This window comes from Shewanella sp. 38A_GOM-205m, assembly GCF_000518445.1.
In the GTDB taxonomy this organism is placed as follows: Bacteria; Pseudomonadota; Gammaproteobacteria; order Enterobacterales; family Shewanellaceae; genus Shewanella; species Shewanella algae.
In genome coordinates this window covers 15378-41666 of sequence record NZ_JADP01000037.1, presented here as the reverse complement: position 1 = coordinate 41666, position 26289 = coordinate 15378, and the positions used below count along the sequence as shown (strand labels likewise).

28 protein-coding genes and 1 pseudogene are annotated in these 26289 nt (G+C 52.1%); 19 read left to right on the top strand and 10 right to left on the bottom strand.

The genetic code is table 11. From position 1 onward, the window contains the following. Positions 1 to 350, top strand: a 350-nt coding sequence (locus N512_RS0117580; protein WP_028781132.1) for a transposase, incomplete at its 5' end; no start/stop codon positions are given. A gap of 55 nt (positions 351 to 405) precedes the next feature. On the opposite strand, the gene rpmG is transcribed toward N512_RS0117580, so the two are convergent. The 3 genes from rpmG to radC all read right to left on the bottom strand — a co-directional run bounded on the left by rpmG (position 406) and on the right by radC (position 1622). Further along, positions 406 to 579 (bottom strand): 50S ribosomal protein L33, encoded by a 174-nt coding sequence (gene rpmG, locus N512_RS0117575; protein ID WP_025010872.1) that lies wholly within the window; start codon positions 577 to 579, stop codon positions 406 to 408. 6 nt (positions 580 to 585) lie between these two features. Further along, positions 586 to 822 (bottom strand): 50S ribosomal protein L28, encoded by a 237-nt coding sequence (gene rpmB, locus N512_RS0117570; RefSeq protein WP_028769274.1) that lies wholly within the window; start codon positions 820 to 822, stop codon positions 586 to 588. A 122-nt stretch (positions 823 to 944) separates the two neighbouring features. Beyond that, on the bottom strand, positions 945 to 1622 hold the full coding sequence (radC, locus tag N512_RS0117565) for a RadC family protein (protein ID WP_028781155.1): 678 nt from the start codon (positions 1620 to 1622) through the stop codon (positions 945 to 947). Between the two features lie 128 nt (positions 1623 to 1750). Between radC and coaBC the strand changes: the two genes are divergently transcribed. From coaBC to folE, 5 genes are all read left to right on the top strand, one after another. Next, positions 1751 to 2947, top strand: a complete 1197-nt coding sequence (coaBC, locus tag N512_RS0117560) for a bifunctional phosphopantothenoylcysteine decarboxylase/phosphopantothenate--cysteine ligase CoaBC (protein ID WP_028781154.1) — start codon at positions 1751 to 1753, stop codon at positions 2945 to 2947. Continuing rightward, on the top strand, positions 2944 to 3402 hold the full coding sequence (gene dut / locus N512_RS0117555; protein ID WP_025888140.1) for a dUTP diphosphatase: 459 nt from the start codon (positions 2944 to 2946) through the stop codon (positions 3400 to 3402). The genes coaBC and dut overlap by 4 nt, the downstream gene beginning before the upstream one ends. A 24-nt stretch (positions 3403 to 3426) precedes the next feature. Further along, positions 3427 to 4020 carry a nucleoid occlusion factor SlmA gene (slmA, locus tag N512_RS0117550; RefSeq protein ID WP_025010868.1) on the top strand — a complete coding sequence of 198 codons (594 nt, stop codon included), beginning with the start codon at positions 3427 to 3429 and terminating at the stop codon, positions 4018 to 4020. Positions 4021 to 4149: 129 nt separating this feature from the next. Further along, positions 4150 to 6120 carry an alpha/beta hydrolase family protein gene (locus tag N512_RS0117545; protein ID WP_028781153.1) on the top strand — a complete coding sequence of 657 codons (1971 nt, stop codon included), beginning with the start codon at positions 4150 to 4152 and terminating at the stop codon, positions 6118 to 6120. Positions 6121 to 6312: 192 nt separating this feature from the next. Further along, entirely contained in the window at positions 6313 to 6963 is a 651-nt protein-coding gene (folE, locus tag N512_RS0117540; protein WP_025010867.1) for a GTP cyclohydrolase I FolE, read from the top strand. Positions 6964 to 7065: 102 nt separating this feature from the next. On the opposite strand, the gene pyrE is transcribed toward folE, so the two are convergent. Then, entirely contained in the window at positions 7066 to 7707 is a 642-nt protein-coding gene (gene pyrE, locus N512_RS0117535; protein ID WP_025010866.1) for an orotate phosphoribosyltransferase, read from the bottom strand. A 105-nt stretch (positions 7708 to 7812) separates the two neighbouring features. Beyond that, positions 7813 to 8526 carry a ribonuclease PH gene (rph, locus tag N512_RS0117530; RefSeq protein ID WP_025010865.1) on the bottom strand — a complete coding sequence of 238 codons (714 nt, stop codon included), beginning with the start codon at positions 8524 to 8526 and terminating at the stop codon, positions 7813 to 7815. A 180-nt stretch (positions 8527 to 8706) separates the two neighbouring features. Here rph and N512_RS0117525 point away from each other — a divergent pair, with 180 nt between their 5' ends. From N512_RS0117525 to N512_RS0117510, 4 genes are all read left to right on the top strand, one after another. After that, positions 8707 to 9570, top strand: coding sequence for a YicC/YloC family endoribonuclease (locus N512_RS0117525; protein WP_028781152.1), 864 nt, complete (start codon positions 8707 to 8709; stop codon positions 9568 to 9570). Then, on the top strand, positions 9571 to 9750 hold the full coding sequence (locus tag N512_RS24180) for a helix-turn-helix transcriptional regulator (protein WP_037475428.1): 180 nt from the start codon (positions 9571 to 9573) through the stop codon (positions 9748 to 9750). Positions 9751 to 10052: 302 nt separating this feature from the next. Further along, positions 10053 to 11315 carry a DNA methyltransferase gene (locus tag N512_RS23295; RefSeq protein WP_197021470.1) on the top strand — a complete coding sequence of 421 codons (1263 nt, stop codon included), beginning with the start codon at positions 10053 to 10055 and terminating at the stop codon, positions 11313 to 11315. Between the two features lie 12 nt (positions 11316 to 11327). After that, on the top strand, positions 11328 to 12203 hold the full coding sequence (locus N512_RS0117510; RefSeq protein WP_028781150.1) for a hypothetical protein: 876 nt from the start codon (positions 11328 to 11330) through the stop codon (positions 12201 to 12203). A 162-nt stretch (positions 12204 to 12365) separates the two neighbouring features. Here N512_RS0117510 and N512_RS23290 read toward each other — a convergent pair. Then, positions 12366 to 12578, bottom strand: a pseudogene (locus tag N512_RS23290) (IS5/IS1182 family transposase); the annotation flags it as partial. Between the two features lie 174 nt (positions 12579 to 12752). Continuing rightward, complete coding sequence (locus N512_RS0117500; RefSeq protein ID WP_028781149.1) at positions 12753 to 13055, bottom strand: hypothetical protein; 303 nt, start codon at positions 13053 to 13055, stop codon at positions 12753 to 12755. A gap of 884 nt (positions 13056 to 13939) precedes the next feature. On the opposite strand from N512_RS0117500, the gene N512_RS24455 reads away from it, so the two are divergent. Further along, positions 13940 to 14107: a hypothetical protein gene (locus N512_RS24455; protein WP_156029263.1), complete on the top strand. Its 168-nt coding sequence runs from the start codon at positions 13940 to 13942 to the stop codon at positions 14105 to 14107. 476 nt (positions 14108 to 14583) lie between these two features. On the opposite strand, the gene N512_RS0117490 is transcribed toward N512_RS24455, so the two are convergent. Continuing rightward, complete coding sequence (locus N512_RS0117490) at positions 14584 to 15699, bottom strand: multidrug effflux MFS transporter (protein WP_028781148.1); 1116 nt, start codon at positions 15697 to 15699, stop codon at positions 14584 to 14586. Between the two features lie 154 nt (positions 15700 to 15853). Between N512_RS0117490 and N512_RS0117485 the strand changes: the two genes are divergently transcribed. From N512_RS0117485 to N512_RS0117470, 4 genes are all read left to right on the top strand, one after another. Further along, positions 15854 to 16630 (top strand): AraC family transcriptional regulator, encoded by a 777-nt coding sequence (locus tag N512_RS0117485; protein ID WP_028781147.1) that lies wholly within the window; start codon positions 15854 to 15856, stop codon positions 16628 to 16630. 265 nt (positions 16631 to 16895) lie between these two features. Further along, on the top strand, positions 16896 to 17153 hold the full coding sequence (locus N512_RS0117480; RefSeq protein ID WP_025010861.1) for a YjhX family toxin: 258 nt from the start codon (positions 16896 to 16898) through the stop codon (positions 17151 to 17153). Positions 17154 to 17163: 10 nt separating this feature from the next. Next, entirely contained in the window at positions 17164 to 17883 is a 720-nt protein-coding gene (locus N512_RS0117475) for an SAM-dependent methyltransferase (protein WP_028781146.1), read from the top strand. Between the two features lie 24 nt (positions 17884 to 17907). Continuing rightward, positions 17908 to 18750, top strand: a complete 843-nt coding sequence (locus N512_RS0117470; protein WP_028781145.1) for a class I SAM-dependent methyltransferase — start codon at positions 17908 to 17910, stop codon at positions 18748 to 18750. A 79-nt stretch (positions 18751 to 18829) separates the two neighbouring features. On the opposite strand, the gene N512_RS0117465 is transcribed toward N512_RS0117470, so the two are convergent. Continuing rightward, positions 18830 to 21133, bottom strand: a complete 2304-nt coding sequence (locus N512_RS0117465; RefSeq protein WP_028781144.1) for a zinc/cadmium/mercury/lead-transporting ATPase — start codon at positions 21131 to 21133, stop codon at positions 18830 to 18832. 584 nt (positions 21134 to 21717) lie between these two features. Here N512_RS0117465 and N512_RS0117460 point away from each other — a divergent pair. After that, positions 21718 to 22614 carry an acyltransferase gene (locus tag N512_RS0117460; protein WP_231473608.1) on the top strand — a complete coding sequence of 299 codons (897 nt, stop codon included), beginning with the start codon at positions 21718 to 21720 and terminating at the stop codon, positions 22612 to 22614. Continuing rightward, complete coding sequence (locus N512_RS0117455) at positions 22614 to 23552, top strand: acyltransferase (protein WP_028781142.1); 939 nt, start codon at positions 22614 to 22616, stop codon at positions 23550 to 23552. The genes N512_RS0117460 and N512_RS0117455 overlap by 1 nt, the downstream gene beginning before the upstream one ends. A gap of 72 nt (positions 23553 to 23624) precedes the next feature. Here the strand turns inward: N512_RS0117455 and N512_RS0117450 are convergent, their stop codons facing one another. Next, positions 23625 to 24122: a DUF523 domain-containing protein gene (locus tag N512_RS0117450; RefSeq protein ID WP_051472852.1), complete on the bottom strand. Its 498-nt coding sequence runs from the start codon at positions 24120 to 24122 to the stop codon at positions 23625 to 23627. A gap of 417 nt (positions 24123 to 24539) precedes the next feature. Here N512_RS0117450 and N512_RS0117445 point away from each other — a divergent pair, with 417 nt between their 5' ends. Further along, positions 24540 to 25265 carry a GntR family transcriptional regulator gene (locus N512_RS0117445; RefSeq protein WP_028781140.1) on the top strand — a complete coding sequence of 242 codons (726 nt, stop codon included), beginning with the start codon at positions 24540 to 24542 and terminating at the stop codon, positions 25263 to 25265. 12 nt (positions 25266 to 25277) lie between these two features. Further along, positions 25278 to 26153 carry a methylisocitrate lyase gene (prpB, locus tag N512_RS0117440; protein WP_025010856.1) on the top strand — a complete coding sequence of 292 codons (876 nt, stop codon included), beginning with the start codon at positions 25278 to 25280 and terminating at the stop codon, positions 26151 to 26153. The last annotated feature ends 136 nt before the right edge of the window (positions 26154 to 26289 follow it).

The following is a 26289-nucleotide window of genomic DNA, read 5'->3' as shown; positions in this document are numbered from 1 at the left end:
ATCTCAACGAGCTGTTGGAGTCGAACAAAAGCTTAATGACGGTTTACCTGCTCAGGGAGCAACTCAAGGAGATGTGGTACTGCACAGATGAAGCCGAAGCCACGGCTCAATGGAACCTCTGGTGGCAACAAGTCAGAGAGAGCGGTATCAGGCCACTACTCCAATTTGGCCAGCGTCTTAAAAACTATCTTCATGGCATAGTTGCTTCAGCGGTTCATCCGTTGCACACCTGCCGACTAGAGGGGATGAACAACAAAATCAAACTGCTGAAGCGAATGGGCTATGGCTACCGGGATACCGAATACTTCTTTCTGAAAGTCAGAGAGGCGTTCCCCGGAGATCCGCGATGAACCAAAAAAAAGCCCCTGCGAGAGGGGCTTTCCAAGAATTCAAATACCAAGTGAATTACTTGATTTTGGCTTCTTTGTAGATAACGTGCTGACGAACTACGGGATCAAACTTTTTGATCTCCATTTTCTCAGGCATGTTACGCTTGTTCTTGTCGGTAGTGTAGAAGTGACCAGTCTTGGCGCTTGAAACCAGCTTGATCTTCTCACGATTGCCTTTAGCTTTAGCCATTTTCTATTACACCTTCTCGCCACGGGCACGAAGTTCAGCAACAACGACTTCGATACCTTTCTTGTCGATAATGCGCATACCCTTGGTAGAAACGCGCAATTGTACGAAACGCTTTTCGTCTTCTAACCAGAAACGGTGGTTCTGCAGGTTAGGTAAAAAACGACGACGAGTTGCGTTTTTTGCGTGCGAACGGTTGTTACCAACCATTGGTCGCTTGCCAGTAACTTGGCATACTCTTGACATGTCAATCTTCTCCAAAAAACAATTTTAACGCTCGAGCATTAATGTGCCTCGTATGGCCGTCGCCCGAGGCACAAAGAGGGCGCATGTTATACAGGATAACTGAGGAAAGATCAAGCGATGGATCAATCCATCCATCCGCGTTCTGCGAAGGAAACTATCTCGCAATCCCCTACAACCATATGATCCAGAAGTGAAACATCTATGGTTGCGAGCGCACATTTCAACCGCTCAGTAATTCGCCTGTCAGCCTGGCTGGGCTCAGCCACGCCGGACGGGTGATTATGGCAAACTATGACCGCCGCGGCCTGTTTTTCCAGCACCAGCCTAACCACCTCTCGTGGGTAGACAGATGCAGAGCCCAGGGTGCCATGGAATAATTCCACGAATTGGATCACTCGGTGCTGGCTGTCCAGCAACAGAATCGCAAACACCTCGGTGGCACGGTCCGCTAATTGTCTCATTAAATAGTCGCGAGTCAAATCAGGATTTGTCAAAACCGTCCCTCTTTGCAGCTTTTCCCGGGAAATTCGCCTCGAAAGTTCAGCAGCCGCCTGCAATTGGGTATATTTTACCGGTCCCATTCCCGGAATTCGGGCAACCTGATTCAGTGGTGCCACCAAGAGTTGCCGCAGTGAACCGAATGCCGCGAGCAAATCTCTGGCCAATTCGACCGCACTCTGCCCCGCCAGGCCGTTACGCAGCAATACTGCCAGTAACTCGGCATCACTCAGGCCCTTGGCTCCCTGCTGCAACAACTTTTCCCTCGGTCCCTCGCCCGTTGGCCAGTCTCTGATCCCCATCCTTGGCTCCCATCCCTGTGCCCTATACTTTGTTTCAATTATGGTCGAGATTTTTGAAGCTGCATCCTGCCAAGTCGGGGGAGCTTTGTGATATCTTAGCCGCCAATTACCATCAGTTGATTGTCTCTATGAGCCTGAAGCATAAAAAAATCCTCTTGGGGATTGGCGGTGGCATTGCCGCCTACAAGAGTGCCGATCTGGTGCGGCGCCTGCAGGACAGAGGTGCCGAAGTCAGGGTCGTCATGAGCCAGAGCGCCATGGAATTCATTACCCCGCTGACCTTGCAGGCGTTATCCGGCCATCCTGTGGCCTCAGATCTGCTGGATCCTGCGGCCGAGGCTGCCATGGGACATATCGAATTGGCCCGCTGGGCCGATCTGGTTATCATTGCCCCCGCAACCGCCAACCTGTTGGCTCGCATTCGTGCCGGTATGGCCGATGAACTGATCACCACCACCTGCCTGGCAACGGCGGCTAAGGTGGTGCTCTGCCCGGCGATGAACCAACAGATGTACCAAAACGTAGCAACTCAGGAGAACCTCAAGGTGCTGGCCGAGCGCGGCTATGGTATCTGGGGCCCGGATAGCGGCAGCCAAGCCTGTGGTGAAGTCGGCCCGGGGCGTATGCTGGAACCCAATGATATCGCCCAGCGAGCCGCCGCTTGCTTTGAGCCACAGCTGTTGGCAGGCCAAAAGCTGCTGCTGACTGCCGGACCGACCCGCGAAGCGATAGATCCTGTGCGTTATATTTCCAACCACAGCTCAGGCAAGATGGGGTTTGCACTGGCCACCGCAGCGGCGCAGATGGGCGCCGAAGTGACTCTGGTCAGCGGCCCGGTTAATTTGGCGACCCCGGCAGGGGTGACCCGAGTCGATGTGCAATCGGCCAAAGAGATGCTCGATGCCGTGATGCAACGAGTGGAACAGCAAGATATTTTTATTGGCTGCGCTGCAGTGGCAGACTATCGTGTCGCCGATGTCGCCGAAGCCAAGATAAAAAAATCTTCCGAAACCATGGCATTGGCACTGGTGCGTAACCCGGATATTCTGGCCACGGTCGCCAGCCATCCTATCCGGCCCTTTACCGTGGGTTTTGCGGCAGAAACCCATGAGGTGGAGACCTATGCGCGTGACAAGCTCAAGCGCAAGAAACTCGATATGATTGCCGCCAACGATGTGTCTGTTCCGGATCAGGGTTTCAACGCCGACCGGAATGCCCTGAAAGTATTTTCTGCAACAGGTTGTGATGAACTGCCGGCCACCGACAAGTTGAGCCTGGCCAAACAGTTGCTGATCCTGATAGCGAAGCATAAAAACAACTCATGAAAACACCCATAGAACTGAAAATTCTCGACTCGCGTATTGGCAGTGAATTTCCGCTGCCAAGCTATGCGACCCCAGGCAGTGCCGGCATGGATCTACGCGCCATGCTGGACACCAGCATCACCATAGCCCCGGGTGAAACTGTATTGATCCCGACCGGAATTGCGGTTCATGTGGCCGACCCTTCTCTGGCGGCGGTGATCCTGCCCCGCTCGGGTCTGGGCCACAAAAACGGCATAGTACTCGGCAACCTGGTCGGCCTGATCGACTCTGACTATCAGGGCCCGCTGATGGTTTCCTGCTGGAACCGCAGCCAGACACCTTTCACCCTGGAGATAGGTGACCGCTTGGCCCAATTGGTGTTTGTGCCCGTCGTTCAAGCCCAGTTCAAACTGGTGGATGAATTTGACACCTCGGACAGAGGCGAAGGTGGCTTCGGCCATTCAGGCACTCAATAATTCCTGCCACTGACAGAGCGAAACATGGCTGTAAAAGAAAAAATCAATCGTCGTGAACACATACTCCAATCCCTTGCCAGAATGCTGGAAACCAATCCGGGGCAAAGGATTACCACCGCCAAGCTGGCCTCGGAAGTTGGCGTGTCGGAAGCGGCGCTCTATCGCCACTTTCCCAGCAAGGCGCGGATGTTTGAAGGCCTGATTGAGTTTATTGAAGACTCTCTGCTGTCACGCATCAACCTCATCATGGATGAGGAGAAAGACACCATGAAACGCTGCCAACAGGCACTGCAGCTGTTATTGGTGTTTGCCGAGCGCAACCCAGGGATCTCCCGGGTACTGAGCGGTGATGCCCTGCTGGGCGAAAATGAGCGTCTCAGAGAAAGGATCAACCTGTTGTTTGCCAAGTTGGAAACCCATCTGAAGCAGATCCTGCGGGAAAAATCCCTGCGAGAAGGGCAAAAATTCGCCCTGGATGAAGCCATTCTGGCAAACCTGCTGTTGGCCGTGGCCGAAGGCCGTATTGCCCAGTTTGTTCGCAGTGAATTCAAGCTCAAGCCAACGGCTCACTTCGAGGAGCAGTGGCAGTTTATTCAAAGCCAGTTATTACAGAGCTGAGCCCCCTGTTTTCGGGATCAAGGACGGTAAAAACCGTCCTTTTTTTATGGATTTAGCCTTGTCCAAACCCAAGCATTTCATTAACATCAAACAAACATAAACCGCCAATAATAAATACAAGGATGTCAAATGAAGTTCCAACCTTTGTTGGCTAGCACGTTACTGCTGGCACCCACTCTCGCTTTGGCCCAGAGCAATCAAGCACCCACGCCGGCAGAAATTTTCAGCCAGGGTGCGCAATACACCAATGTCAAAATCTCCCCCTCAGGTGACTATCTCAGCGTGATCATGAATCACGAAGGAAAAGATAAGCTACTGATCCTCAATACTGAAGATCTCAGTGCCAAGCACATTGTTTATTTCCCGGGCAATGCCCAAGTGGGCAGTTATTCCTGGGTCAACGATGAACGTGTCGTGGTCGCCAAGGAATACCTCAAGGGCTGGGATGATCGCCCGCTCTACTATGGTGAGTTGATGGCGGTGAATGCCGATGGTTCCAAGGCCGCCTATCTGTTCGGTTACAATTCGGGCCAGCAGCAAACCGGTTCCCACCTGAAGAAAAACACCGCTATCCAGGCCACGGCCTATGTACTCGATCCCCTGCCGGATGATGACCGCTACATGTTGGTCAACGCCATCCCCTGGAACGGCGGTCGCAGCCTGGATTATGAACAGTTGCAGGATGTCTATCAGGTTGATGTCTACCGCGGCACCCGCAAGAAAATCACCCGCTCTCCCATAGGTATGGCCAGCTTCATGACAGATGATGACGGTGAAGTGCGCTTTGTTGCCGGTCAGGACAGAAGCAACAACACCCGGATTTTCTACCGTAACGACGGCGAATGGATTGACACAGACAAGCTGAACATAGGTCTGAAGGACTTTACCCCTATCTCCTTTACCGAAGATCCCAACAGTGTCTATGCCTCCGCCTCCCTGGCCGGTGAGCCCAAGGCCGTATATCGGGTCAACCTGAAAACCGGTGAAAAACAGCAGATAGTCAGTGATGCCAGAGTCGAGCCGGACAACTTCTGGATCAACGGCCAGAACAAACAGCTCTACGCGGTGGAATTTGCCAACGGTTACCCAACCTACGCCTTTGTTGACTCTGAAGATCAGCATGCCGTGTATCTGAAGCAACTGTTGGCCAGCCTGCCGGGGCACCAGGTGCGCATCGTCAGCGAGACCCGTAACGCCGACAAGATGATTATTCTGGCCTTCAACGACCGCAACCCGGGTGACTACTATCTGTTTGACACCAAAGCGGTCAAACTCAGACACCTGCTGCGCACCATGGGAAGCATAGATCCGGCCAAAATGGCCGAAGTGAAACCCATGGACATCAAGGTGCGTGACGGTATGACAATTCAGGCCTACCTGACCTTGCCACCCGGCAAAGATCCCAAGCAGTTGCCTCTGGTGGTCAACCCGCACGGCGGCCCACACTATGTCAGGGATAGCTGGGGCTTTGATCCTCAAAACCAGATGCTGGCCAATCAGGGCATAGCCGTACTGCAGGTTAACTTCCGCGGTTCGGGTGGTTACGGCGAAGCCTTCCAGCAAGCGGGCTACCGCAAGTGGGGCAGTGAAATTCAGTACGACATCATAGACGCCACCCGCCATTTGATAGACCAAGGCATAGTGGACAAGAAGCGCATCTGTATCGTCGGCGGCAGCTTTGGCGGCTACAGCGCGCTGCAAAGCTCGGTCATGGAGCCGGATCTGTTCAAGTGTGCCATCGGCTTTGCCGGGGTGTACGACCTGGAAATGATGTTTAAAGAAGGTGACGTGCAAGAACGTGACTCGGGTACCAGCTACCTGCGAACTGTGCTTGGTCAGGATCAGGCCGTGCTGCGTGCCATGTCGCCCACTCGCAACGTCGACAAGCTCAAGGCCAATCTGCTGCTTGTGCACGGTGGCAATGATGAGCGCGCTCCGATAGAGCAGTTTGAAGCCCTGGAAGATGCGCTCAAGAAGCGTAACTACCCCTACCAGAAAATCATCATGGATGATGAGGGCCACGGTTTCTACGATGAAAGCCACAGAGCCATCTATTATCAGAAAATGCTAAACTTCCTGAAGCAGAATCTGGGCGTTTAAGTTTAACAGCCGTAAACCAAGCCGCTCTCCAGGGAGCGGCTTTTTTCGTGCTATGGGGCTTTTCTGGTATGAATTTACAGCAAATAGCGGTATCCTCCGCTTCCCGCAGATAAATGTGAAAAGCGTCACAGCTTGCGCGGACAGTAACAAACGGAAGGCACTGGCTTGGCGTCTATCCGCCGGAGGAAAACAATGGCATTGAGTGAAGCAGCTTTGATGGTTCAGACCGCGCTCCTGGAGCGAGGACTCGAGACCCCCATGGTACCCTGTGGCTTGTCGGCCGAGGAGCGCAAGGAAAAAATAGAAGCCCATATGAAGGCCATTTTGACCTTGATGTCGCTGGATCTGAGCGACGACAGCCTGATGGATACGCCGAAACGTATCGCCAAGATGTATGTCGACGAAATTTTCTCCGGCCTCGACTATGCCAACTTCCCCAAGATCACTGTTATCGACAACAAGATGGGCTTCGATGAAATGGTGCGGGTGCAGGACATCAGCCTCACCAGCACCTGTGAGCATCATCTGGTGACCATAGACGGCACTGCTACTGTGGCCTATCTGCCGCGGAAGAAGATCATCGGCCTGTCGAAGATCAACCGCATAGTGCGTTTCTTTGCCCAGCGGCCACAAGTGCAGGAGCGCCTGACCCAGCAAGTACTGGTTGCGTTGCAGACCCTGCTGGAAACCAAAGATGTGGCGGTAAAAATGGATGCGGTGCATTACTGTGTTAAATCCCGCGGTGTGATGGACTCCACCAGCTCCACCACCACTACGGCTCTTGGCGGCGTGTTCAAGTCAAACCCGGCCACCCGCGCCGAGTTTCTGCATCAGGCCAAATAGCCTCTCCGCCATAAAAAACGCTGCCAAGGCAGCGTTTTTTTATGGGCTGTACAGAAGTTTACTCAAGCTTCTGTAAGAACTGACATTCTATCCTGGGTGGCATTAAATACCATACTGTTCACGATAGGCGCTAACGGCGGCCAACTCCTGCTCCATTCCAGGTTTCTCGGCCAAGTAGGCAATCAAATCGGCCAGCTTGATGATGGCCACTATCTGGCAACCAAAGTCGCGCTCCACTTCCTGAATGGCAGACAGTTCGCCCTTGCCCTTCTCCTGACGGTCGAGTGCAATCAATACCCCGGCCAGAGTCGCACCATTGGCCTGAATGATCTCCATGGACTCGCGAATAGCGGTACCTGCGGTGATTACATCATCCACCAACATCACCTTACCCTTGAGCTCGCTGCCAACCAGATTGCCGCCTTCGCCGTGGTCTTTCTTCTCTTTGCGGTTAAAGCAGTAAGGAATATCCAGATCATGGTGTTCGGCCAAGGCTACAGCCGTGGTTGTGGCGATGGGGATCCCCTTGTAGGCCGGGCCAAACAGGAGATCGTAGTCGATACCGGCATCCACCAACGCAGCAGCATAAAAACGGCCCAGGCGGGCCAGATCCCGGCCAGTGTTAAACAGACCGGCATTGAAGAAGTATGGGCTCTTGCGGCCGGACTTCAGGGTAAACTCACCGAATCTCAACACCTGACGCTCAAGGGCAAATTCAATAAACTCGCGCTGATAGGCTTTCACGATCTCTCCTCTTGTGATTATGGGTAAGCCCTTAAGGCTCACGGGTACGAACAAGTACTCTCTGGAGTACGAAAAAAAGGACCCTCATGGGGTCCTTAAAAAAACTTAACTCAATGCAGCCTTCTGCACATCGATAATCTCACGAATGCCATGCTTGGCCAGCTCCAGCAGACTCAGCAACTCTTCATGGCTGAACGGCTCGCCTTCGGCGGTGCCCTGGATCTCGATGATCTTGCCGGTTTCTGTCATCACCACGTTCATATCGGTTTCGGCGGCGCTGTCTTCGATATATTCCAGGTCACAGATAGGCTCACCTTCAAAAATCCCCACGCTCACGGCGGCGATAAGGAACTTGAGTGGATTGGCCTTGAGAATACCCTTGGCACGAGCCCAATTAAGCGCATCCACCAGAGCCACACAGGCACCTGTGATGGCTGCGGTGCGGGTACCGCCGTCGGCCTGAATCACATCACAGTCGATCACTATGGTGTTTTCACCCAGCAGCTTCATATCCACAGCAGCGCGCAAAGCACGGCCGATGAGGCGCTGAATTTCCTGGGTACGACCAGACTGCTTGCCCCGGGCCGCTTCGCGATCCATACGGCTATGGGTAGAACGGGGCAACATGCCATATTCTGCCGTCACCCAACCTTGGCCCTGGCCTTTGAGAAATCTCGGCACCCCTTCGGTAAAACTGGCGGTACAGAGTACTTTGGTATCGCCGAACTCGACCAGCACGGAACCTTCCGCATGGGCGGTAAACTGGCGAGTGATTGAAATGGGGCGGGTTTGAGCCGGAGTTCTGTTGCTGGGACGCATAGTGAATTCCTGTATTTTGTCGTCTGGACTGAATTGGCTGCATATTATAGGGCCTTGCGGCGCTTGACGCTATGGCGGATCCGTATCGAACCGACAAAGTGTATACACTTCACTTTAACCCCGGGGGCAAGCTGTCTATAATCCTCTGCTACACCCGTCTTCAAGCAACTGGAATATCTGATGATCCACAGCATGACCGCCTACGCCCGTATCGAGCATAAAGCCGACTGGGGCACAGCCTCCTGGGAAATCCGCTCAGTCAACCAGAGATATCTGGAAACCTATCTGCGCCTGCCGGAACAGTTCCGCAGTCTGGAGCCTGTGCTGCGAGACAGACTGCGCAAGCGTCTCAATCGCGGTAAGGTAGAAGTCAACCTGCGCTACGAGCTGAGCGATCAACAAGGTACCCAGCTGAATATGAATCAGGACTTGGCACTGCAACTGTTGCAGGCCGCCAACTGGGTAAAACAGCAAGCCGGCCAAGGTGAGCTCAACCCGGTGGATATTCTGCGCTGGCCAGGGGTCATGTCCTCATCCGAGCAAGACATGGATGCCATTGCCGCCGAACTGCTCAAAGCCTTCGACGACGCCGTCGATCAGTTTATCGAAGCCCGCGGCCGTGAAGGCAGCGCCATCAAAGAGATGCTGCTGACCCGCCTGGATGCCGTTGAAGCCCAGGTCGCCATAGTCCGCGAGCACATGCCCAAGGTCATGGAATGGCAAAGGGAAAAACTCAGCAACCGCCTGGCCGAAATCCAGGGCGAACTGGACCCGGCCAGATTGGAACAGGAAATGGTATTGCTGGCCCAAAAACAGGACGTGGCCGAAGAGATGGACCGCCTTGAAGCCCATGTGGCCGAAGCCCGCCGGATCCTCAACAAGGGTGGCAGCGAAGGCCGCAGACTGGACTTCATGATGCAAGAGTTCAACCGCGAATCCAACACCCTGGCCTCCAAATCAATCAGCAGCGAAATCACCGCCGCCGCAGTCGAGCTTAAAGTGCTGATTGAGCAGATGAGAGAGCAGATCCAAAACGTGGAATAAATTCCAATAAAATTCTCACCCTGTAGTGGCTTACCTAAATCAACCGTGTACAAATACATGAACGATGGCAACTTCCCCAAGCCAGTATCTCTGGGCGAGCGCAACGTTGCCTGGGTAGAGAGTGAAATTGAAGATTGGATAATGGAAAAAATCGAACAGCGAGACGCAGCAGAGGCATAACGCATAAACCGGGAGCAGTTGCTCCCGGTTTATGCCGTTAATTCTGCTGTAACCTGATTTGTACATACTTCAATAACACTTGTCCTCCTGGACTAGGCATAGACTCGGCGCAACCTCCATCGTCTAACGGCTGACTTACTCACCAAAACAAACAGGTAGTTCTGACACGCTGCACTAAAGCAGTGCACCACTCGTTGCATTAGACAGCAAGACGACATACCTGCAATGTCTATTAAAGCACTGTGTATATCCACAGGCTTTAATGGTATGCTCTCCCCAATTTCAGTAATTTGTGAAGCATTATGTCAGCTAAAATCAGAGCGCGCTCGGGAACATTTCTCGACAACATGAAACTACCAGTTCACCGTTGGTTTAGATATTCTGCTGGTTTTTCAGCTGAATGGGTTCAATCTGAGATCCATAAATTTGAGAGCGAATCAGGGAATAGAGCAGTTGTACTTGACCCATTTGTTGGTTCGGGTACGACAGCATTTGCAGCTAGTGCTCTTGGTCGGACTGCATATGGCTTCGACGGGCACCCTTTTGTGGCTCGTATAGCTAGAGCAAAGAATTTATGGTTTTTGGAAGTTGATGATTTCATAACGGCTTGTAATGAGGTTCTTAGCAACGCACAAAGTCGCTCAGGCTTTACCGAAAGATATGATGAATCAAATCTTCTTGGAAAATGTTATACACTAGAAGCACTTACAAAGCTCGATAAGTTAAGGCTTGCGTATGAGGAGTTAGTCGATGAAAGTCCTGTTTGGGAATTGGTTCGTCTCAACATAACTTCCATCTTGCGAGCATGTAGTAGTGTGGGAACAGCTCAGTGGCAATATGTTTTACCCAACAAAACAAAGGCTAAAGTGCTCGATGTATTCGATGCTTTTATGGGAAAAGCCGAACTCATGGCTTCAGATATGTTCTACGCACAAAACAATGGTTGGTTACAGTCAGCGAGTATTGTCGAGCATGATGTGCGAAAGCCGTTTCAAATTGCGGAGCCATGCAATTTATTAATTACTTCACCACCTTACCCAAATAATTACGATTATGCTGACGCCACACGTCTAGAAATGATGTTTTGGGGGGAGATTGCTGGTTATGGAGACTTAAAAACAGCAGTTCGTCCACAGATTATGCGTTCCTGCTCTCAGCATTCGGCTTTGGACAAAGTAATATTGGATGAAATACTTCAAGAGCCGCTGCTATCCCCAATTATTGATGAGTTAGAGCCAGTTACAAGAGAGTTGGCAGAAGTTCGCCTGACTAAAGGTGGAAAAAAGACGTACCACACTATGGTTGCTGCTTACTTTTTTGATCTGGCAAAAATTTGGCAAAATTCCAGAGCTGTAATGGCCCCTGATTCGAAGGTCTGCTTTGTTATCGGTGACTCTGCACCTTATGGAGTACATGTCCCTGCCGAAGAATGGTTAGGTAAACTGGCGATAGCAAGTGGTTTTAAAGGTTACAGTTTTGAGAAACTTCGAGATCGAAACGTTAAATGGAAGAATAGGACGCATACAGTGCCATTGCATGAAGGTCGTCTTTGGGTAAATGGGTAGTAAGGATTAAAAGTGGCACAATCACCAGCGCATAAATTAGGTCAGCTAATCGGTAATTTTATCGAAAAATATTTTGAGTATGAGCTTACAACCATCTGTCAAAATCGAGGTCTATATTTGGATGTGGTAGGCACTCCTAGAAAGGCTCGATATGGCAAAAAAGTAACTTGGGTTGATGTATATGGTAGTAAACATGATCTTGATTTTGTTATCGAACGTGACGGCACAAACGAGCAACTAGGATTACCCGTTGCGCTAATTGAGTGTGCTTGGCGACGTTACACTAAGCACTCCAAAAATAAAGCACAAGAAATTCAGGGTGCTGTATTACCGGTAGCTGAAAAATATAAGTACCATAAGCCGTTTTTAGGTGCAGTGATCGCGGGTGATTTTACTAAGCCCTCAGTTGAACAATTAAATAGTTGTGGTTTTTCAACAGTATACTTTGAATCAAAAGAAGTATTCGAGGCATTTCAAGAGGCTGGTTTTGATATTTTTTATGATGAGCAAACATCTGATGACGATGCGACGAGGATGATTGGAATTTTCGAGTCACTAACACCAGAACAGAAGAGGGATATCTTTTCACAGATTGTCTTAAAAACTGAGGGAGAGGTTGCTCGATTCAAGAAAACGCTCGAGGACACTTTGGACAGACAAGTCAGCACTGTCGTTGTTGCTCCGATGTTTGGTGCAAACCGGAATTTCCATACTATTGATGAGGCAATTGAGTACCTAAGTACTGATGGTATAACGGAAGTACCTGAAGATATTGGCTTTATGAATTTATATGTGCAAATGGTTTATAATAATGGCGATAGGATCGAGGGTAACTTCAAATCATCAGTGAGTGCGCAGCGTTTTTTACGCGGGAATGCTGAAATCTGACGATTGGTTTGTACATGCTTTTATCGCTAAAGGGCAGATGAGAAAGAAGATGCCATAAAGCCTACCGGATGGTTATAAAAGAGCTATCAAACACATATTAACTCTGGCGTTGTTGACCAAATCACTCGCAGAAACACAACAACCCCAAGGCTTTCCGCTACTTTACGAGATTGTCTGGCGAACAGGCATTCCTAGTCTTATGACTTTGTTTAATGCCTTCACGCCAGCTAATGCCTCACCCACTTGTCCGTTGTAGTCACACAAACTCAATTTGGCGCTGATAAGTTGTTTGTAGCGGTACATAGCTGTCTCGAACAATGAGCGCTGATGGTAGTTGTTCATCAACTTCCATTGCTTCAGTTCTCCAACCTTGAGTGGGTTCATTGTTTCGGAAACGTTGTATTCAGATTTGCTCAACGTTCCGTAGCCGAAGGATAAGCTAGAAGAACGTAATGTGTTGTTTATGGAAGATACTGGCCCGGTTTACCTAAAGAAGTTGTTCAAGAAGATGGTGGCCCAGCTTGGAGGCGCGGCCCCCCCTTCTTTTCGTTACTTCCAATGCCCAGGAATTTCCAGTTCGAAGTTCTTGGCAACATATTGAAGCATCGTGATGATCTCACCATGCTTTTGTTCATCATAAGTCTGGCCATTCTGCCTTTGCGCCACCAGTCCTTGCAGCTCTGGCAATTGAAACATCCCAAGGCGATAGAAATTTCCCCAGCTAGGTTCGCCAAAGAGGTTGTAGATAACTTCGGTATCATCTCTCTCACTGGCCAGGCGCTTTTGTCCTTGAACCTTTGTCAGTGCAATTTCTGCTTCATCTCTGTCTTCATATGTATTGAGCAGTTTCATTTGGTGCCTTTGCGTGACTCTGGGGGGAGGTTATTGGACTAGAAAGTAGTGTTAAATGCAAGGCTATGGAGCCTACTGCCTGCGGACGGAAGGTGAATGCTGGCGTTAACAGATACCGCCAGCTGCTTGATACGTTAAAGCTTCATCATGTTGTAATCAAAGCCGAAAGTGTCAGTGGAACGCATTAGGGCCATGCCACAGTTAACTTCCAGAATCAGCATATTATCTTCGTAGCCTGCGACCGCAAGAAGGTCAATCTAAAGCTCATCAATCAGGTCATCTCCAAAAATGACTTTTAAACTCTTCAGTTCGGTAAGAGAACTCACCGGCTGCCCCAAAGAAAATGAAAGCCGTGTGCTCACGTGGAGTAAAGTCCATGTCTCCGGCGCTATATTGACTCTGACCGCAACTTGGACAATGTACAATTTGCATTTCACTTCCCTGTGGCAAAAAAATGCTGACTAATTGAGGTGCTGCTATTTTTCGGGGGACTACCACTCCAACTCAGGTCCGTTGCCATTCCAGCCCTGGGAAGTGGTTTGGGAGGCTAGCGCTAGAATGAATTAAAGCAAAGTAATTGAACAAAAATTTGCGACTATAATAGATATCAAGTGGCGGGTTTATCCTCAGCAATCTGCACCTGATGCCAAAGCAATGGCAGATAAAACTGCACGCCCTGAAATGACTCCCTGACGAGCAGCAGTGCTAGGGGTGATAGAACGCTATAAGTCTACCGGCTTTGACTGTCGACTATCTCCATTGGAAGCGCAAAAACTAGTCTGTTTTAAATAAAGTAGTGTTCTGTAAACACCACTACGGGCCCTATGCAGATGTTCTACGCCAGGTATTGAACCGAATGGAAGGCCATTTCATTACGGGGTTTAGTGACCGGCAAAAATAAACCTGAAACTCCCATAGAACTTAAACCTGATGCAGCCGAAGAAGCAATGAGTTATCTAGAGCAACATGCTGACACCAAGCAACGCTTTGAGCGCGTTTCTAAGCTCATTGAAGGCTTTGAGTCGCAAAACGGTATGGAATTCACTGGGTAGCAACCAAGGAGTCTGACGGCTCTTTAACCCCAGAGGATGTTGTTAGTAAAGTTCACTCATGGGACCCTCGTAAAGCCCAAATGAAGCCAGCACATATTCTGGCTGCATGGGAACGGCTCAAGGACCAACACTGGATTACTCAGTAACTGTGTTCCTAACAAGTGCTAGTTATCAAGCGCAAGTGGGTAGTGATACGGGGAGTAAATGTATGCAAACACCTAAGCAACCCCCTTAAAGCACCAATAAAAAGACCACCCCAGACAGCCAATCAATATTAAGATCCAGAACCTAGAATAATGTTCCGCGCTGTTAAAAACGTTCAAAAATCCGGCAAACCCCATAGCCCCGTCAATAAGGGGCTTTGTCATTTCTAGAGCCTACCTAATAGCTGGTCGCCGCAAATGAACACTAAGACCGGAGACAGGGCCTAATAGCGCAAACTCTGCATTGAACAGTGGCCAACTGCGGCAAACTCATCAGCGAACCCGGCTTATCAACAGCGCCATGCTGCCGCAGGCTAACAGTACCCATCCCAAGTGCTGCACCGCGCCTGCCAGAGCCAGGCCGCTGCCGATGAGTAAGTAGTACATCAAGCCGAATAGGGCACCGGCGCTGCCGGCCTGCTGTCGGTACTGAACCAAGGCCATGCTGAGCACATTGGGGATAGCTATTCCGAATGCCATAACCACGAGTAGCATAGGCGCCAGAAACCCGATGGAGTTCAGCGAGAGTTGTACTCCTATGGCTCCCAGGAGCAGCAGTAAAGCGGCGCCTTGCAAGAGTTTGCCTTGAGAGACTCCCTTGGAGATCAAGCGTTTATTGCTGTAGCTGCCGATCAGTGAGCCCAGGCCAAGGATTAAGCCGCTGTAACCAAACTGTTCCGGCGTGAACCCAAGCCTGGCAAAGTTGAATCCACCGAGTTGGTAGTAAGAAAACAGGGCGACGTTATAGGCAGTGACCAAGAGTGCAGATTGCCAGATTTGCCTGTCACCGAGCATACGTTTACTCAAGGCGACCAGTTGCAAACTCTGCCTGCTGGTTTGGGTTTCCGGCAGCCTGATAAAACAATAGGCGAATAGTCCCAAGGCCATAATAAATAAAGCTAAAAATACCGCATGATGACCACCCACCTTGACCAATTGGCCACCGGAAAACATGCCGATAACCGGGCTGATGGCAATCCCAAGTCCCATCACACTGAACACTTTCGCCAACTCTTCGCCGCTGAAGGCGTCACGCAGCATGGTTTGGGTGACGATTGAGCCGACAGCAATACCAAAAGCGCTGCAGGCTCTGGCGGCCATCAGCACGGCGAAGCTGGTTGTTGACATGGCCACCCAGGCTGCGACGCCATAGATAAAGAGTCCCAGCAACATGGCCTGGCGACGGCCGCAACTGTCGGCCACTATGCCCCACACTGCCACGCCAAAAGCGAAAGCCAGAAAATAAACCGATAGGGTTTGCGCCGCCTGAGGGTAGGACACGGCAAATGTCTGCGAAATCGCCCCCAGGGCCGGGCTGTAAATGGTTTCCACTATTTGCGGGAACATCAGTAGCGCCAGCATCAAGCATAGCGAAGGTTTGGTTTTCATCTCTTATCCTTATCACAATCAAGCAAGCTGCGAACAAGCCCTGTTACTCTATGCAGGCTTGATTCGCGCTTTTCCGGGTCGGCGCGCAGTGTATACTCGTGATGAAACGGCACGTTAACGACATAAAGACAAGAAACATCAAAATAGGGACATCATGGCGATTATTGAGCAGGAAACTGAGTTCGATGCGGATACCTTTCCAGCCAGTGTTATCGGCATTGCGGCCGATGTTGGCCAGCACGATTCGGGCATGCACCAACACCATAAAGGGCAACTGCTTTATGCCCCCCACGGATGCATGAGCTTTGCATTGGAGAATGCCATCTGCATCTTGCCACCCACCAAAGCCGTGTGGATCCCGCCCGGTATTTCGCACCGCGCGGTAATGACCAATGTGGTGGCCTATCGCTCTTTGTATTTTGATTGTGCCAGGTTCAACACTCCGGCTGAGCTTCGCATGATAGAGGTCAACGCCCTCTTGAAAGCCTTGATAGACAAAATGGCACTGTGGCCTTGGGACACGCCGGAGCAGAATATGGCCAATAGCAGTGCGTTATTTTGGGAAGAGTTTTATGCCGCCAAGAAACATTCATTTCAGCTGCCACTGCCACAGGATCGCAGGTTTCGCCGATTCCGCCAGCAGCTTATCAAGGAAGAGTTTCTCGCGCCTGATATAGGCCGACTTGCCGGCAGTGTCGGCGCCAGCACCAAAACAGTCACCCGGTTATTCAAGGCTGAAACCGGTATGACTTATCAGCAATGGCGCCAACAATGGCGCCTTTTGAAGGCCATTGAACTCCTATCCGGCGCCAGATCTGTCAGCGAAGTGGCCCACAATCTGGCGTTTTCTTCCGACAGCGCCTTCATTGCGTTTTTTAAAAAGCAGACGGGCCAAACGCCTTTGAGCTTTATTCACAATCCAATCAACTGAAAACAAGAGTAAAATGCACAAAAAACAGCCTAAAATCACAGTTCCCCAACCGGTTGATTTACATCTAACATCCTTAGTGGTAAAAATTGAGCAGTAAACCTACTTTCAACTCTCATTGAGGCATTGATGCTGGAGATTGTAATCATCAGATAATCAGTTAACTGACCTTCCAAGGCCGGTCTGATTATCAATGCGCGTAAATCAAAGGTGGACACTGACAAGTGCCCGCATGTTTTGCTCATGATGATTATCGAGTTTTTCCAGTATGAATATATCCCGTCAGGAACAACGTACCCTGCACGTCCTCGCCAAAGGCGGACGCATTTGTTATTTCCGCGACACTTCAGGTCGCGTCACAGCCGTTGAATGTTATAGCCGCGAAGGGCTTGTTCTTTGCGACTGTACCCTCGCCATTTTCAAAAAGCTCAAAGCCAAAAAACTGATCAAATCTGTCAAAGGTCAGCCCTATCGCATAACCACGGCCGGCTTGCACAATGTGCGCGCCCAACTGGACAACCGTTGAGGAAAGAAAGATGAATACACTATTTTCCCGTGACTATATCAACAGCAACATGATGGGCCCCAACGCCCTGCTGCTGACCGAAGAAGTCTGCCGGTCACTGCAACTGCAACCAGGGATGCGGGTGCTGGACTTGGCCTGTGGCACAGGCATGACCTCCATCTATCTGGCGAAGGCCTTCAACCTCGAAGTCACCGCAATGGATCTTTGGATAGCGGCCGAAGACAACCAGGCAAGATTCAAGGCCGCTGGCCAGGAAGACAGGATCACAGCGGTAAACTTTGACGTAACCCAGATGCGGCCGGGACATGCCCCATTTGCAGAAAACAGTTTCGATGCCGTCTTGTCCATCGATGCCTATCACTACTTTGGTGCCAGTTCAGCGTTTTTTGACACCCACCTCGCCCCTTTCATCAAGCCGGGCGGCCAGGTCGCCATAGTGGTGCCCGGGCTGAAAAAGCCATTTCCACTGCAGCAAAGCGTTGCCCCTGAGCTGGCCCCCTGGTGGCAACCCGGGATGAACTTTTTCACCGTCGACTGGTGGATGCAACTCTGGCAACAGAGCGCATTTTTGCAGTTGGAGCTGTGCGAAGAGAGCGGGCTGTGCGCCCAGGCATGGCAGGAGTGGCTGGCATGCGACAACCCTTATGCCGTACGGGATCGCGAGATGATGGCCGCCGAAAACGGCCAGTGGTTCAACTTTACCAAAATGACAGGCCGCATACACAAGTAAGCTTTCAAAAAAGCAAGGAAAGGTATGAATATCAATAAGCTAATCAGCCAGCATTTGCCAATAAGGCTGTCGCCGAACGAAAGCAAAATTCCCTGGAATGATGCCGATTTCAGCCAGCGAATGCTGGAAAACCACCTCTCCCAGGAGCACGATTGGGCCAGTAGAAAACTGGCGGTGATTGAGCGCCAGGTAGATTGGCTCTGCAGCCAACTGGCTCCTGGCGCACAAGTGCTGGATCTGGGTTGTGGCCCCGGCTTTTACACTCAATTGCTGGCAAAACGCGGCTTTTGCTGCACTGGCGTTGACTTCTCTCCAGCCTCTATAACCTACGCCCAACAACAAGCGCAGACGGCTGGACTGGATATCGACTATCAACTGCTGGATGTCAGAAGCTACCGGCCGGCCAAGAAGTTTGACTTCATCATGATGACCTTCGGTGAGCTGAATGTTTTCAGCGCAGCGGATGCCAAGAGTTTACTCAAGGATTGTGCAAACTGGCTGATGCCGAATGGCAAACTACTTGTGGAAGTTCACAGCTTTGATGAAGTCAAACGACAGGGACAGGCAGAGCCAAGCTGGCAAAGGCATTCACAGGGCCTATTTCTCGATGCTCCCCACCTGCTACTGACGGAGCATGCTTGGGACGAGGCACTCCAAACCAGTTCCACACTGTTTTGGGTGATTGAAGAAAACGGCAAGGTGACGCGATTCGGCAGCCGAATGCAGGCTTGGCAAGATGAGGGATATCTGCAGCTGTTAAACGAGTGCGGCTTCAACAAGATTCAGCGGATAGACACTGCAGTGTGGCCCAGCAGCCATACCTTTGAGGGCAAGCTCTACACACTAATGGCATGCTCCAAGGCATAACCTGAGTCCGTTTGAAAGAGGAAGGTGTTAAGGTCTAAGGTACCTTCCTCTTTTTTATTGTTATCAACACCAATACATTTCAGTAGCGCTTTCTATGCAGTCTCAAGGCGTTGGCAGTTACCAACACAGTTGCGCCTGTATCGGCCATCACCGCCAGCCAGAGGCCGGTGATCCCCAGTAAGCTGGTCACCAGAAAAATCGCCTTCAGCCCCAGCGCCAAGGCTATGTTCTGGCGGATATTGCTCAGAGTTGCCCTGGCCAAGTGGATCATTGCCGCCACCCCTCCCAACTGATTATGGGTCAGGGCCGCATCGGCGGTTTCCAGCGCGGCATCGGTTCCGCCGCCCATGGCAATGCCGATACGGGCTCGCTTCATTGCCGGGGCATCATTGATACCATCTCCCGTCATGGCCACATTGCGATGCTCGGCCAATGCCGCCACCTCAGAAACTTTATCTTCCGGCAGCAGCCCGGCGCGCCAGTCGATGGCCAGCTCCTCGGCAATCGCCTTGGCGGTTCTTGGGTTATCACCTGTCAGCATTATGCTGTCGATACCGAGACGGCGTAGCTTGGCTATGGCTTCGGCGGCCTCAACGCGCAACTGATCCCTGAGGGCAATAATGGCCACAGGACGAGGTGGCTCCTGCTCGGCATCACACAGTACGACCAGGGTCTGCCCCTGCTGCTCCAGTTCTGTGACGCGTTGCCGCAACTCAGGAGCTAAGCTTGGCAACCTTGAAGGGGCCAGCAGTCGCCAGTTTTGCGAATCGACCCGCCCTTCAACGCCCATACCGGGTAAGACCCGAATAGCTTCTGCGCCTGGCAGTTCCAGCCGCTGCTCTTTGGCATGATTGACTATCGCCTGTGCCAGGGGGTGGTGTGAGCCCAATTCAATGGCGGCGGCCACCCTGAGCCACTTGGTCGCATCCTGCTCTGTGAGGCTCTCCACCAAGGTAACTTCAGGTTTACCTTCTGTGAGGGTGCCGGTCTTATCGAAGGCGACGGTATCGACATGTGCCAGTGCTTCCAATGCCGCGCCGCCCTTAATCAAGGCTCCCTGACGGGTTGCGGCCGCCAGCGCAGAGGTTACCGCCGCCGGCGTCGAAATTACCAAGGCGCAGGGGCAACCTATCAACAACAGTGTCAGGCCACGGTAGATCCATTGCTCCCAAGGTTCGGCGTACAGCAGAGGCGGCAAAAGTACTGTCAACAAAGCCAGCAACATAATGGCTGGAGTGTACCAGCGACTGAACTTGTCGATGAATCTCTCTATCGGAGCTCTCTGTCCTTCGGCCTCTTCAATCAAATGCAGGATGCGGTCTATGGCGTTGCTGCCGGGCTCGGAGACAACCTTCATCTTCACCAGCCTGTCGGCTGCCAGGCAGCCGGCGGCGACCCGTTCGCCCTTAATCCTTTCTACCGGGATAGATTCTCCCGTAAGGGCGCTTTCATCAAATGTCGCCGAGGCATCAAGCAGTTCGGCATCGGCCGGCAGGCGTGCCCCAGGCGCAACTTCTATGATGTCGCCCGGGCGCAGCTCAGAGGCGGCCACCTCTTGCCTCTGGCCATCATTCAGCCTCAATGCCATGTCCGGTACCAATGCCATCAAGGCGCTGACTCCGGCGCGGGCGCGGCCAGCCGCAAACGATTCGAGCTGCTCACCGAGCATAAACAGGAGCAACACCATGGCCGCCTCAGCCGTTTCGCCCAGCAACAAGGCACCTATGGCGGCAACTGTCATCAGGGTTTCAATGGCAAAAGGGGTGCCGCTGCGAATAAGGGCCCAAGCCTTGCGGGCAATAGGCAACAGCCCCAAAACTGTAGCCAAAGTGAACAGGCTAGTGCTGATACTCGCTGGCGCCAGAGCCGCCAGCAGCATTAACAGTGCCAGTGACAGTGGTTGCCAGTATTTGCCAAGCCGGCTCGCCGGGCCGGGCTTGGAACCTTCCTTACCTGCCTGAGTCTGCTGCTTAAGCTTAAAACCGGCCGCATGCACAGCATCGACTATGCCTTGGGGCGAAACGCCGGGCTTCAGTTCCACCAGCAGCTTTTCGGTGGCAAATACCACCCTGGCGCTGCAAACGCCGCTCACCCTGGAAACCGCAGTTTCGACTTTACGGGCACAGCTGGCACAGTCCATACCCAGTATTTGCCACTGATGCTGCTCACCTTGGCCAAGCCGGGCAGTGTTGACTTCGGCAGCGGAGTCGGCCTGATGGGACTCATGATGATCATGGCAACAAGCCGAATGACAGCCAGAATGCTCGTTGGAATGACTGACGGCGTTACCGGCTATCTGGCTATCTGTGCAATTTGCCGGGTCCTTAGCCCCCGCCTTTACAGTCTCGGGCGTGGGTTTGGGATCACAACAGGAATGACTCATAACTGTGCCTCATGCTATGGCTCAAATGATGCCTCGGAACCCAAATGTGACTATCCGAGCCGTTTGTTATTGCCAAGGAGTGTAAAGCTTGGAGTAAGCTCCAGAGTCAAGCATCTGGGCTAAAGTATTTGCCCGGCCCCAAAGCCCTATCAATTAACCAGCCAGCCAAAGCCCTATCAGCCAGCCACTATCAATTAACCAGCCATAGTCGCTATGCCGCCCTAGCCTACAACGGCGCCGATTGTCCCATTTACCGGCGCCAGTGTTGCGCTTGACAGTCAACCGGCTTCCACCAAAAATGCGCCGGGGACTTAAAGAGCCAGGCGCAGTTTCGCCACAAAGCAACATACGGGTAAAGGCTCAGGAAGATACTGAAAGACGCTGCTTTGCAAGCCATCTTCTGCACAGCGCAAAGAATAGATGGCGCAACTTATGCGGCTGAAGCTGGTTAAACCTCTTGTACCAATGCTTATGTGAGCAGGCCCTAACTCCCTGTCAACGCCAGCTTAAGATTGAAGCCAGGTGGCGACTGCGGTTAACATAGTCGGTCGATTTTTCTTTTTATGATCCTGAGGGAGCCCAAGTTGTCCTTGATTCGAGGTTGTCTTGCCTTTAGTGGCTATGTTATCAACACCCTGTTTTGGAGCCTGCCAATTCTGCTGGGCAGCCTGATAAAACTGCTTCCAATAAAGCCATTACAGCGCCTATGCAGCCACGCTTTGGATTTCTGCGCCAGCGCCTGGATCAGTGTTAACGGCGGCATAGAAAAGCTGTTTCATCCGCTGAAGATGCATATAGACGAGCTTCCGGAGCTGTCAGAGCAGGAGTGGTATATGGTGGTAGCCAACCACCAGAGCTGGGTCGATATTTTGATCCTGCAGCGACTGCTTAATCGGCGGATCCCTTTTCTCAAGTTTTTCCTGAAAAAAGAGCTGATTTATGTGCCCGTACTTGGGCTGGCCTGGTGGGCGCTGGACTTTCCCTTTATGCGCCGTTACAGCACGGCCGAGTTGAAAAAGAACCCGAAACTCAGAGGCAAAGACATTGAAATTACCCGTAAGGCCTGTGCCAAATTCAAGCACAAGCCGGTGAGCGTGATGAACTTTGTCGAAGGTACCCGCTTTCAGCCCAGCAAACACCAGAAGCAAAACTCACCGTTCAAACACCTGCTCAGACCCAAGGCTGGCGGCATGGCCTTTGCGTTGTCGGCCATGGGCGATCAGATCCACAAACTGGTGGATGTCACCATCTATTATCCCGGCAAGATCCCCAGTTTTTGGGACTATATCAGCGGCCGTTTGCCTGAGGTTTACCTCCATTTGGAGGTCAAGGAGATAGACTCGGGGATGCGGGGTGACTACGCCAATGATCGTCAGTTCAAACAAGCCTTCCAGGAGCGGCTGAACGCCCTCTGGCAGCACAAGGATGAAGTGCTGGAACAATTGGCCGCCAAGGCAAACCATTCTCAAGGGGACTCCTGATGTTGCACTTCCTGCCCGGGCCTGTGCTGTTTATTCTCAGCCTGAGCTTGCTGATCATCAACACCGCCGTTTGGGGATCGCTGGTGTGTATCGGCGGCCTGTTCAAATTGTTGCTGCCCTGGAAGGGTGGCCGCATCGCCATGACCCGGTTAATGAACCGTTTCATGTGGGCCTGGGCCAGCTGTAATGGCGGCATACTGCACCTGATAGCCAAGGTCGAATGGGATGTGCAGGGACTTGAAAGCCTCAAGCCAGATGGTTGGTATCTGCTGATCAGCAACCACCTCAGTGGCTTTGATATTGCCGCGCAGACCTATATCCTGCGCAACAACATCCCCATGCTGAAGTTCTTTCTCAAGAAAGAGCTGCTGTATGTTCCTATCATGGGCCTGGGTTGCTGGGCGCTGGACATGCCCTTTATGAACCGCACCAGCCCGGAAAAGCTGAAGAAGAACCCCAAGCTCAGGGGCAAGGATCTGCAAACGACCCGGCGCTCCTGCGAAAAATTCAAAGACTTGCCCACCTCCATCATCAACTATGTGGAAGGCAGTCGCTTCACCGAAGACAAACGGCAACGGCAAAAATCCCCCTACAAGCACCTGCTGCGGCCAAAAGCCGGCGGCATCGCCTTCACCTTGTCAGCCATGGGCGAACAGTTTGATGCCTTGCTGAACGTGACTGTGCTTTATCCCGATGCCCCCAAGGATATTCTCGGCGCCGTGATGCAGGGTAAAGTGCACAAAATCGTGGTGCGAATCGAGGCTCTGCCTGTGCCTCAGGTGGATTCTGTTCGCTACTTCAGCGAGCCAGAGTACAGGGTAGAGTTTCAACGCTGGCTCAACGACATCTGGCAACAAAAGGATGCCCAAATAGACCAGTTGCTGGCCGAATGCAAACCCGCCGACGACTACAGCAAGCTGGCACAAAAAAGCCACTGACAGTGATTGTCCAAGACAAAACAATGCCGGGTCTAAGCCCGGCATTGTTATTTTAAAACTGAGTATTTCGACTCAAGCGCTTTTATCACATTCAGTCAGATAGTTCTCGGCGGCGTCCAGCTCAAATTCGCTGAACACTTGAATACCATGGCGCATCAGCAAGGCGGCGGTCACGCCGTCGCCCTCTATGAGTTGGCGGGAGAAGCTGCCATCGTAAATCTTGCCTTTACCACAGGAAGGACTGCGGGCCTTGAGAATGGCCGCAACCACTTGCTGTTGCTGCGCCTTGGCCAGTGCCAGCTCGGCGCCTCGCTCAAAGGCCTCTGTCACGTCCTCACCGTCACAGGTCAGCACTCGTCCCTGTATCTGTTCGGCCGGTGCTCTGGGTGTCGGCAAGCCGCCGGCGCACTCGGGGCAGAAAGGCACAAACCGCCCTTGGGCCTGCCATAGCTGCACTCTGGCATCATTGAGCAAGTTATGGCCACCGTCATAGCGTACTTCTTGCCCCAATAAACAGGCGCTTATCAATATCCGATTCGGTTTTGCTGTGTTGATGATTTCTGCGCTCATACTTTGTCCACTCTTGTCACTCTTGCCTCTCTCATCACTCGGACGATTCACTCCGGGGAACCGCCCTCGCCTAATTGGCAGTGGCTCATTCTCTCTGTTTAACGGCCCAGGGTCTGGGGCACTGCTACGGATAACAAGCTTCGCTCTTTTCCTTGTCTGCCGCTGACAAGGAGCATTCTATCAGTCGCCCCTCAAGAAAACTGTTTAAAACAAGATTGTCGACAATAGTTGCAATAGCAAGTGTAAACCCATGCTAACAGCAAGTTTAAAAAATAAACTTAACGCAATGTTATATAAGATTTTAAATACCAAAAACACCAAAATATTAGACTTACGTCTAGGTAAAGGTATTGTTGACAATGACCCAGATCACATCTAATGTCGAACCATTGTTAACAATCGAGCGAAACTTAAGCAGTGACTCAGGCACCTGTATTGGACAAAAACGGCGTTGATAAAGCCACTCCGGAGAAGAGCAGTACCCTGGTGGATCAGATCCTGGTGCAAATTCAGACCAGCATCATCAAGGGTGAGTTGGCTCCCGGCAGCAAGATCAACGAGCAGGCGCTGGCACTCAAGTACGGTATCAGCCGCGGTCCAACCCGTGAGGCCTTGCATATCCTCGAGCGTCAGCGCTTGGTAGTACGTATCCCCCATGTGGGCGCCAGAGTCGCCGCCATGACTGTGGCCGAGCTCAACGACCTCTACGAACTGCGCAGCACGCTGGAAGCCATGGCCTGTGAACTGGCCGCCAAACGGATATCCGATGAGCAGCTCGACCAGTTGTGGCAACTGCTGGCCCGTCAGGAAGCGGCGCTGGCAGAAGGCGATACCTATTTTCAGGAAGAGGGTGATGTGGACTTTCACTACCAGATCATCCGCGCCAGCGGTAATAAGCACCTGCAGGAAACCCTGATCGGCGGCTTATATCACCTGCTGAGAATGTATCGCTATCAATGCACCAATAAGAACCGCCCGGTCAAAGCCATCGCCGAGCACAGACGCATAGTCGAAGCCATAGCCCAGCGCGATGCCGAACTGGCCGGCTTGCTGATGCGCCGTCATATCGAGCAGGGACGGCGCAATACCGAACTCAGACTCAAACAGCTTCAGGCGGAGCATGCCGCCCTGGACTCAATATAAGGAAGCAAACAGATGACTCGCAGCGCAGGACTCAGATTCCGCCAGGCTCTGGCCAAGGCCAAGCCACTTCAAATCGTGGGAACCACCAATGCCTATTTCGCCCTGATGGCCGAGCAATCCGGTGTTCAGGCCCTGTACCTTTCCGGTGCCGGTGTCGCCAATGCCTCTTACGGCCTGCCGGATCTCGGCATGACCTCAATGAACGATGTACTGATCGATGCCGGCCGCATCACATCGGCCACCGAACTGCCGCTGCTGGTCGACATAGACACAGGCTGGGGCGGCGCCTTCAACATTGCCCGCACCATCAAGGAATTTGAAAAGGCCGGTGTCGCCGCCGTGCATATGGAAGATCAGGTGTCACAGAAGCGCTGTGGTCACAGACCCAACAAGGCCGTGGTCAGCACCGAAGAGATGGTTGACCGTATCAAGGCCGCTGTGGATGCCCGCACAGATGAGAACTTCGTCATCATGGCCCGCACAGACGCGGTTGCCGTGGAAGGACTGGATGCAGGTATCGAACGCGCCCAGGCCTATATCGAGGCGGGCGCCGACATGATCTTTGCCGAGGCGCTGACCGAGCTGGATCAGTACCGTCGATTCAAGGCGGCCGTCAACGCCCCGATCCTGGCCAACATGACCGAATTCGGCAAGACAGAACTGTTCAACAAGGAACAACTGGCCGAAGCCGGTGCCGACATGGTGCTCTACCCACTGAGCACCTTCCGCGCCGCCAACCTGGCCGCCCTGAAAGTGATGCAGGCACTGATGACCGACGGTCATCAACGCAATGTGGTCGATGCCATGCAAACCCGTGAAGAACTGTATAAGTTCCTCGGCTACCACCACTACGAAACCAAGCTCGATGAGCTGTTCAGCCAAAAGTAACGGCTGAATCCAGGGATGATTGACCGGCGCAGACGCGCCGGTTGCAGGGTTTGCCCCAAGAAACACCCGGGGTTGCCGCCCTACACAGCACCCCAGAGCGCTGAAAAAGGCAACCGCATACCAAACCAGCCATGGC

Bases quoted from the DNA above. Each gene is read 5' to 3' on its own strand.
- rpmG (WP_025010872.1), bottom strand. From the start codon at position 579: ATGGCTAAAGCTAAAGGCAATCGTGAGAAGATCAAGCTGGTTTCAAGC.
- rpmB (WP_028769274.1), bottom strand. From the start codon at position 822: ATGTCAAGAGTATGCCAAGTTACTGGCAAGCGACCAATGGTTGGTAAC.
- radC (WP_028781155.1), bottom strand. From the start codon at position 1,622: ATGGGGATCAGAGACTGGCCAACGGGCGAGGGACCGAGGGAAAAGTTG.
- coaBC (WP_028781154.1), top strand. From the start codon at position 1,751: ATGAGCCTGAAGCATAAAAAAATCCTCTTGGGGATTGGCGGTGGCATT.
- dut (WP_025888140.1), top strand. From the start codon at position 2,944: ATGAAAACACCCATAGAACTGAAAATTCTCGACTCGCGTATTGGCAGT.
- slmA (WP_025010868.1), top strand. From the start codon at position 3,427: ATGGCTGTAAAAGAAAAAATCAATCGTCGTGAACACATACTCCAATCC.
- N512_RS0117545 (WP_028781153.1), top strand. From the start codon at position 4,150: ATGAAGTTCCAACCTTTGTTGGCTAGCACGTTACTGCTGGCACCCACT.
- folE (WP_025010867.1), top strand. From the start codon at position 6,313: ATGGCATTGAGTGAAGCAGCTTTGATGGTTCAGACCGCGCTCCTGGAG.
- rph (WP_025010865.1), bottom strand. From the start codon at position 8,526: ATGCGTCCCAGCAACAGAACTCCGGCTCAAACCCGCCCCATTTCAATC.
- N512_RS0117525 (WP_028781152.1), top strand. From the start codon at position 8,707: ATGATCCACAGCATGACCGCCTACGCCCGTATCGAGCATAAAGCCGAC.
- N512_RS23295 (WP_197021470.1), top strand. From the start codon at position 10,053: ATGTCAGCTAAAATCAGAGCGCGCTCGGGAACATTTCTCGACAACATG.
- N512_RS0117500 (WP_028781149.1), bottom strand. From the start codon at position 13,055: ATGAAACTGCTCAATACATATGAAGACAGAGATGAAGCAGAAATTGCA.
- N512_RS0117490 (WP_028781148.1), bottom strand. From the start codon at position 15,699: ATGAAAACCAAACCTTCGCTATGCTTGATGCTGGCGCTACTGATGTTC.
- N512_RS0117485 (WP_028781147.1), top strand. From the start codon at position 15,854: ATGGCGATTATTGAGCAGGAAACTGAGTTCGATGCGGATACCTTTCCA.
- N512_RS0117480 (WP_025010861.1), top strand. From the start codon at position 16,896: ATGAATATATCCCGTCAGGAACAACGTACCCTGCACGTCCTCGCCAAA.
- N512_RS0117475 (WP_028781146.1), top strand. From the start codon at position 17,164: ATGAATACACTATTTTCCCGTGACTATATCAACAGCAACATGATGGGC.
- N512_RS0117470 (WP_028781145.1), top strand. From the start codon at position 17,908: ATGAATATCAATAAGCTAATCAGCCAGCATTTGCCAATAAGGCTGTCG.
- N512_RS0117465 (WP_028781144.1), bottom strand. From the start codon at position 21,133: ATGAGTCATTCCTGTTGTGATCCCAAACCCACGCCCGAGACTGTAAAG.
- N512_RS0117455 (WP_028781142.1), top strand. From the start codon at position 22,614: ATGTTGCACTTCCTGCCCGGGCCTGTGCTGTTTATTCTCAGCCTGAGC.
- N512_RS0117450 (WP_051472852.1), bottom strand. From the start codon at position 24,122: ATGAGCGCAGAAATCATCAACACAGCAAAACCGAATCGGATATTGATA.
- prpB (WP_025010856.1), top strand. From the start codon at position 25,278: ATGACTCGCAGCGCAGGACTCAGATTCCGCCAGGCTCTGGCCAAGGCC.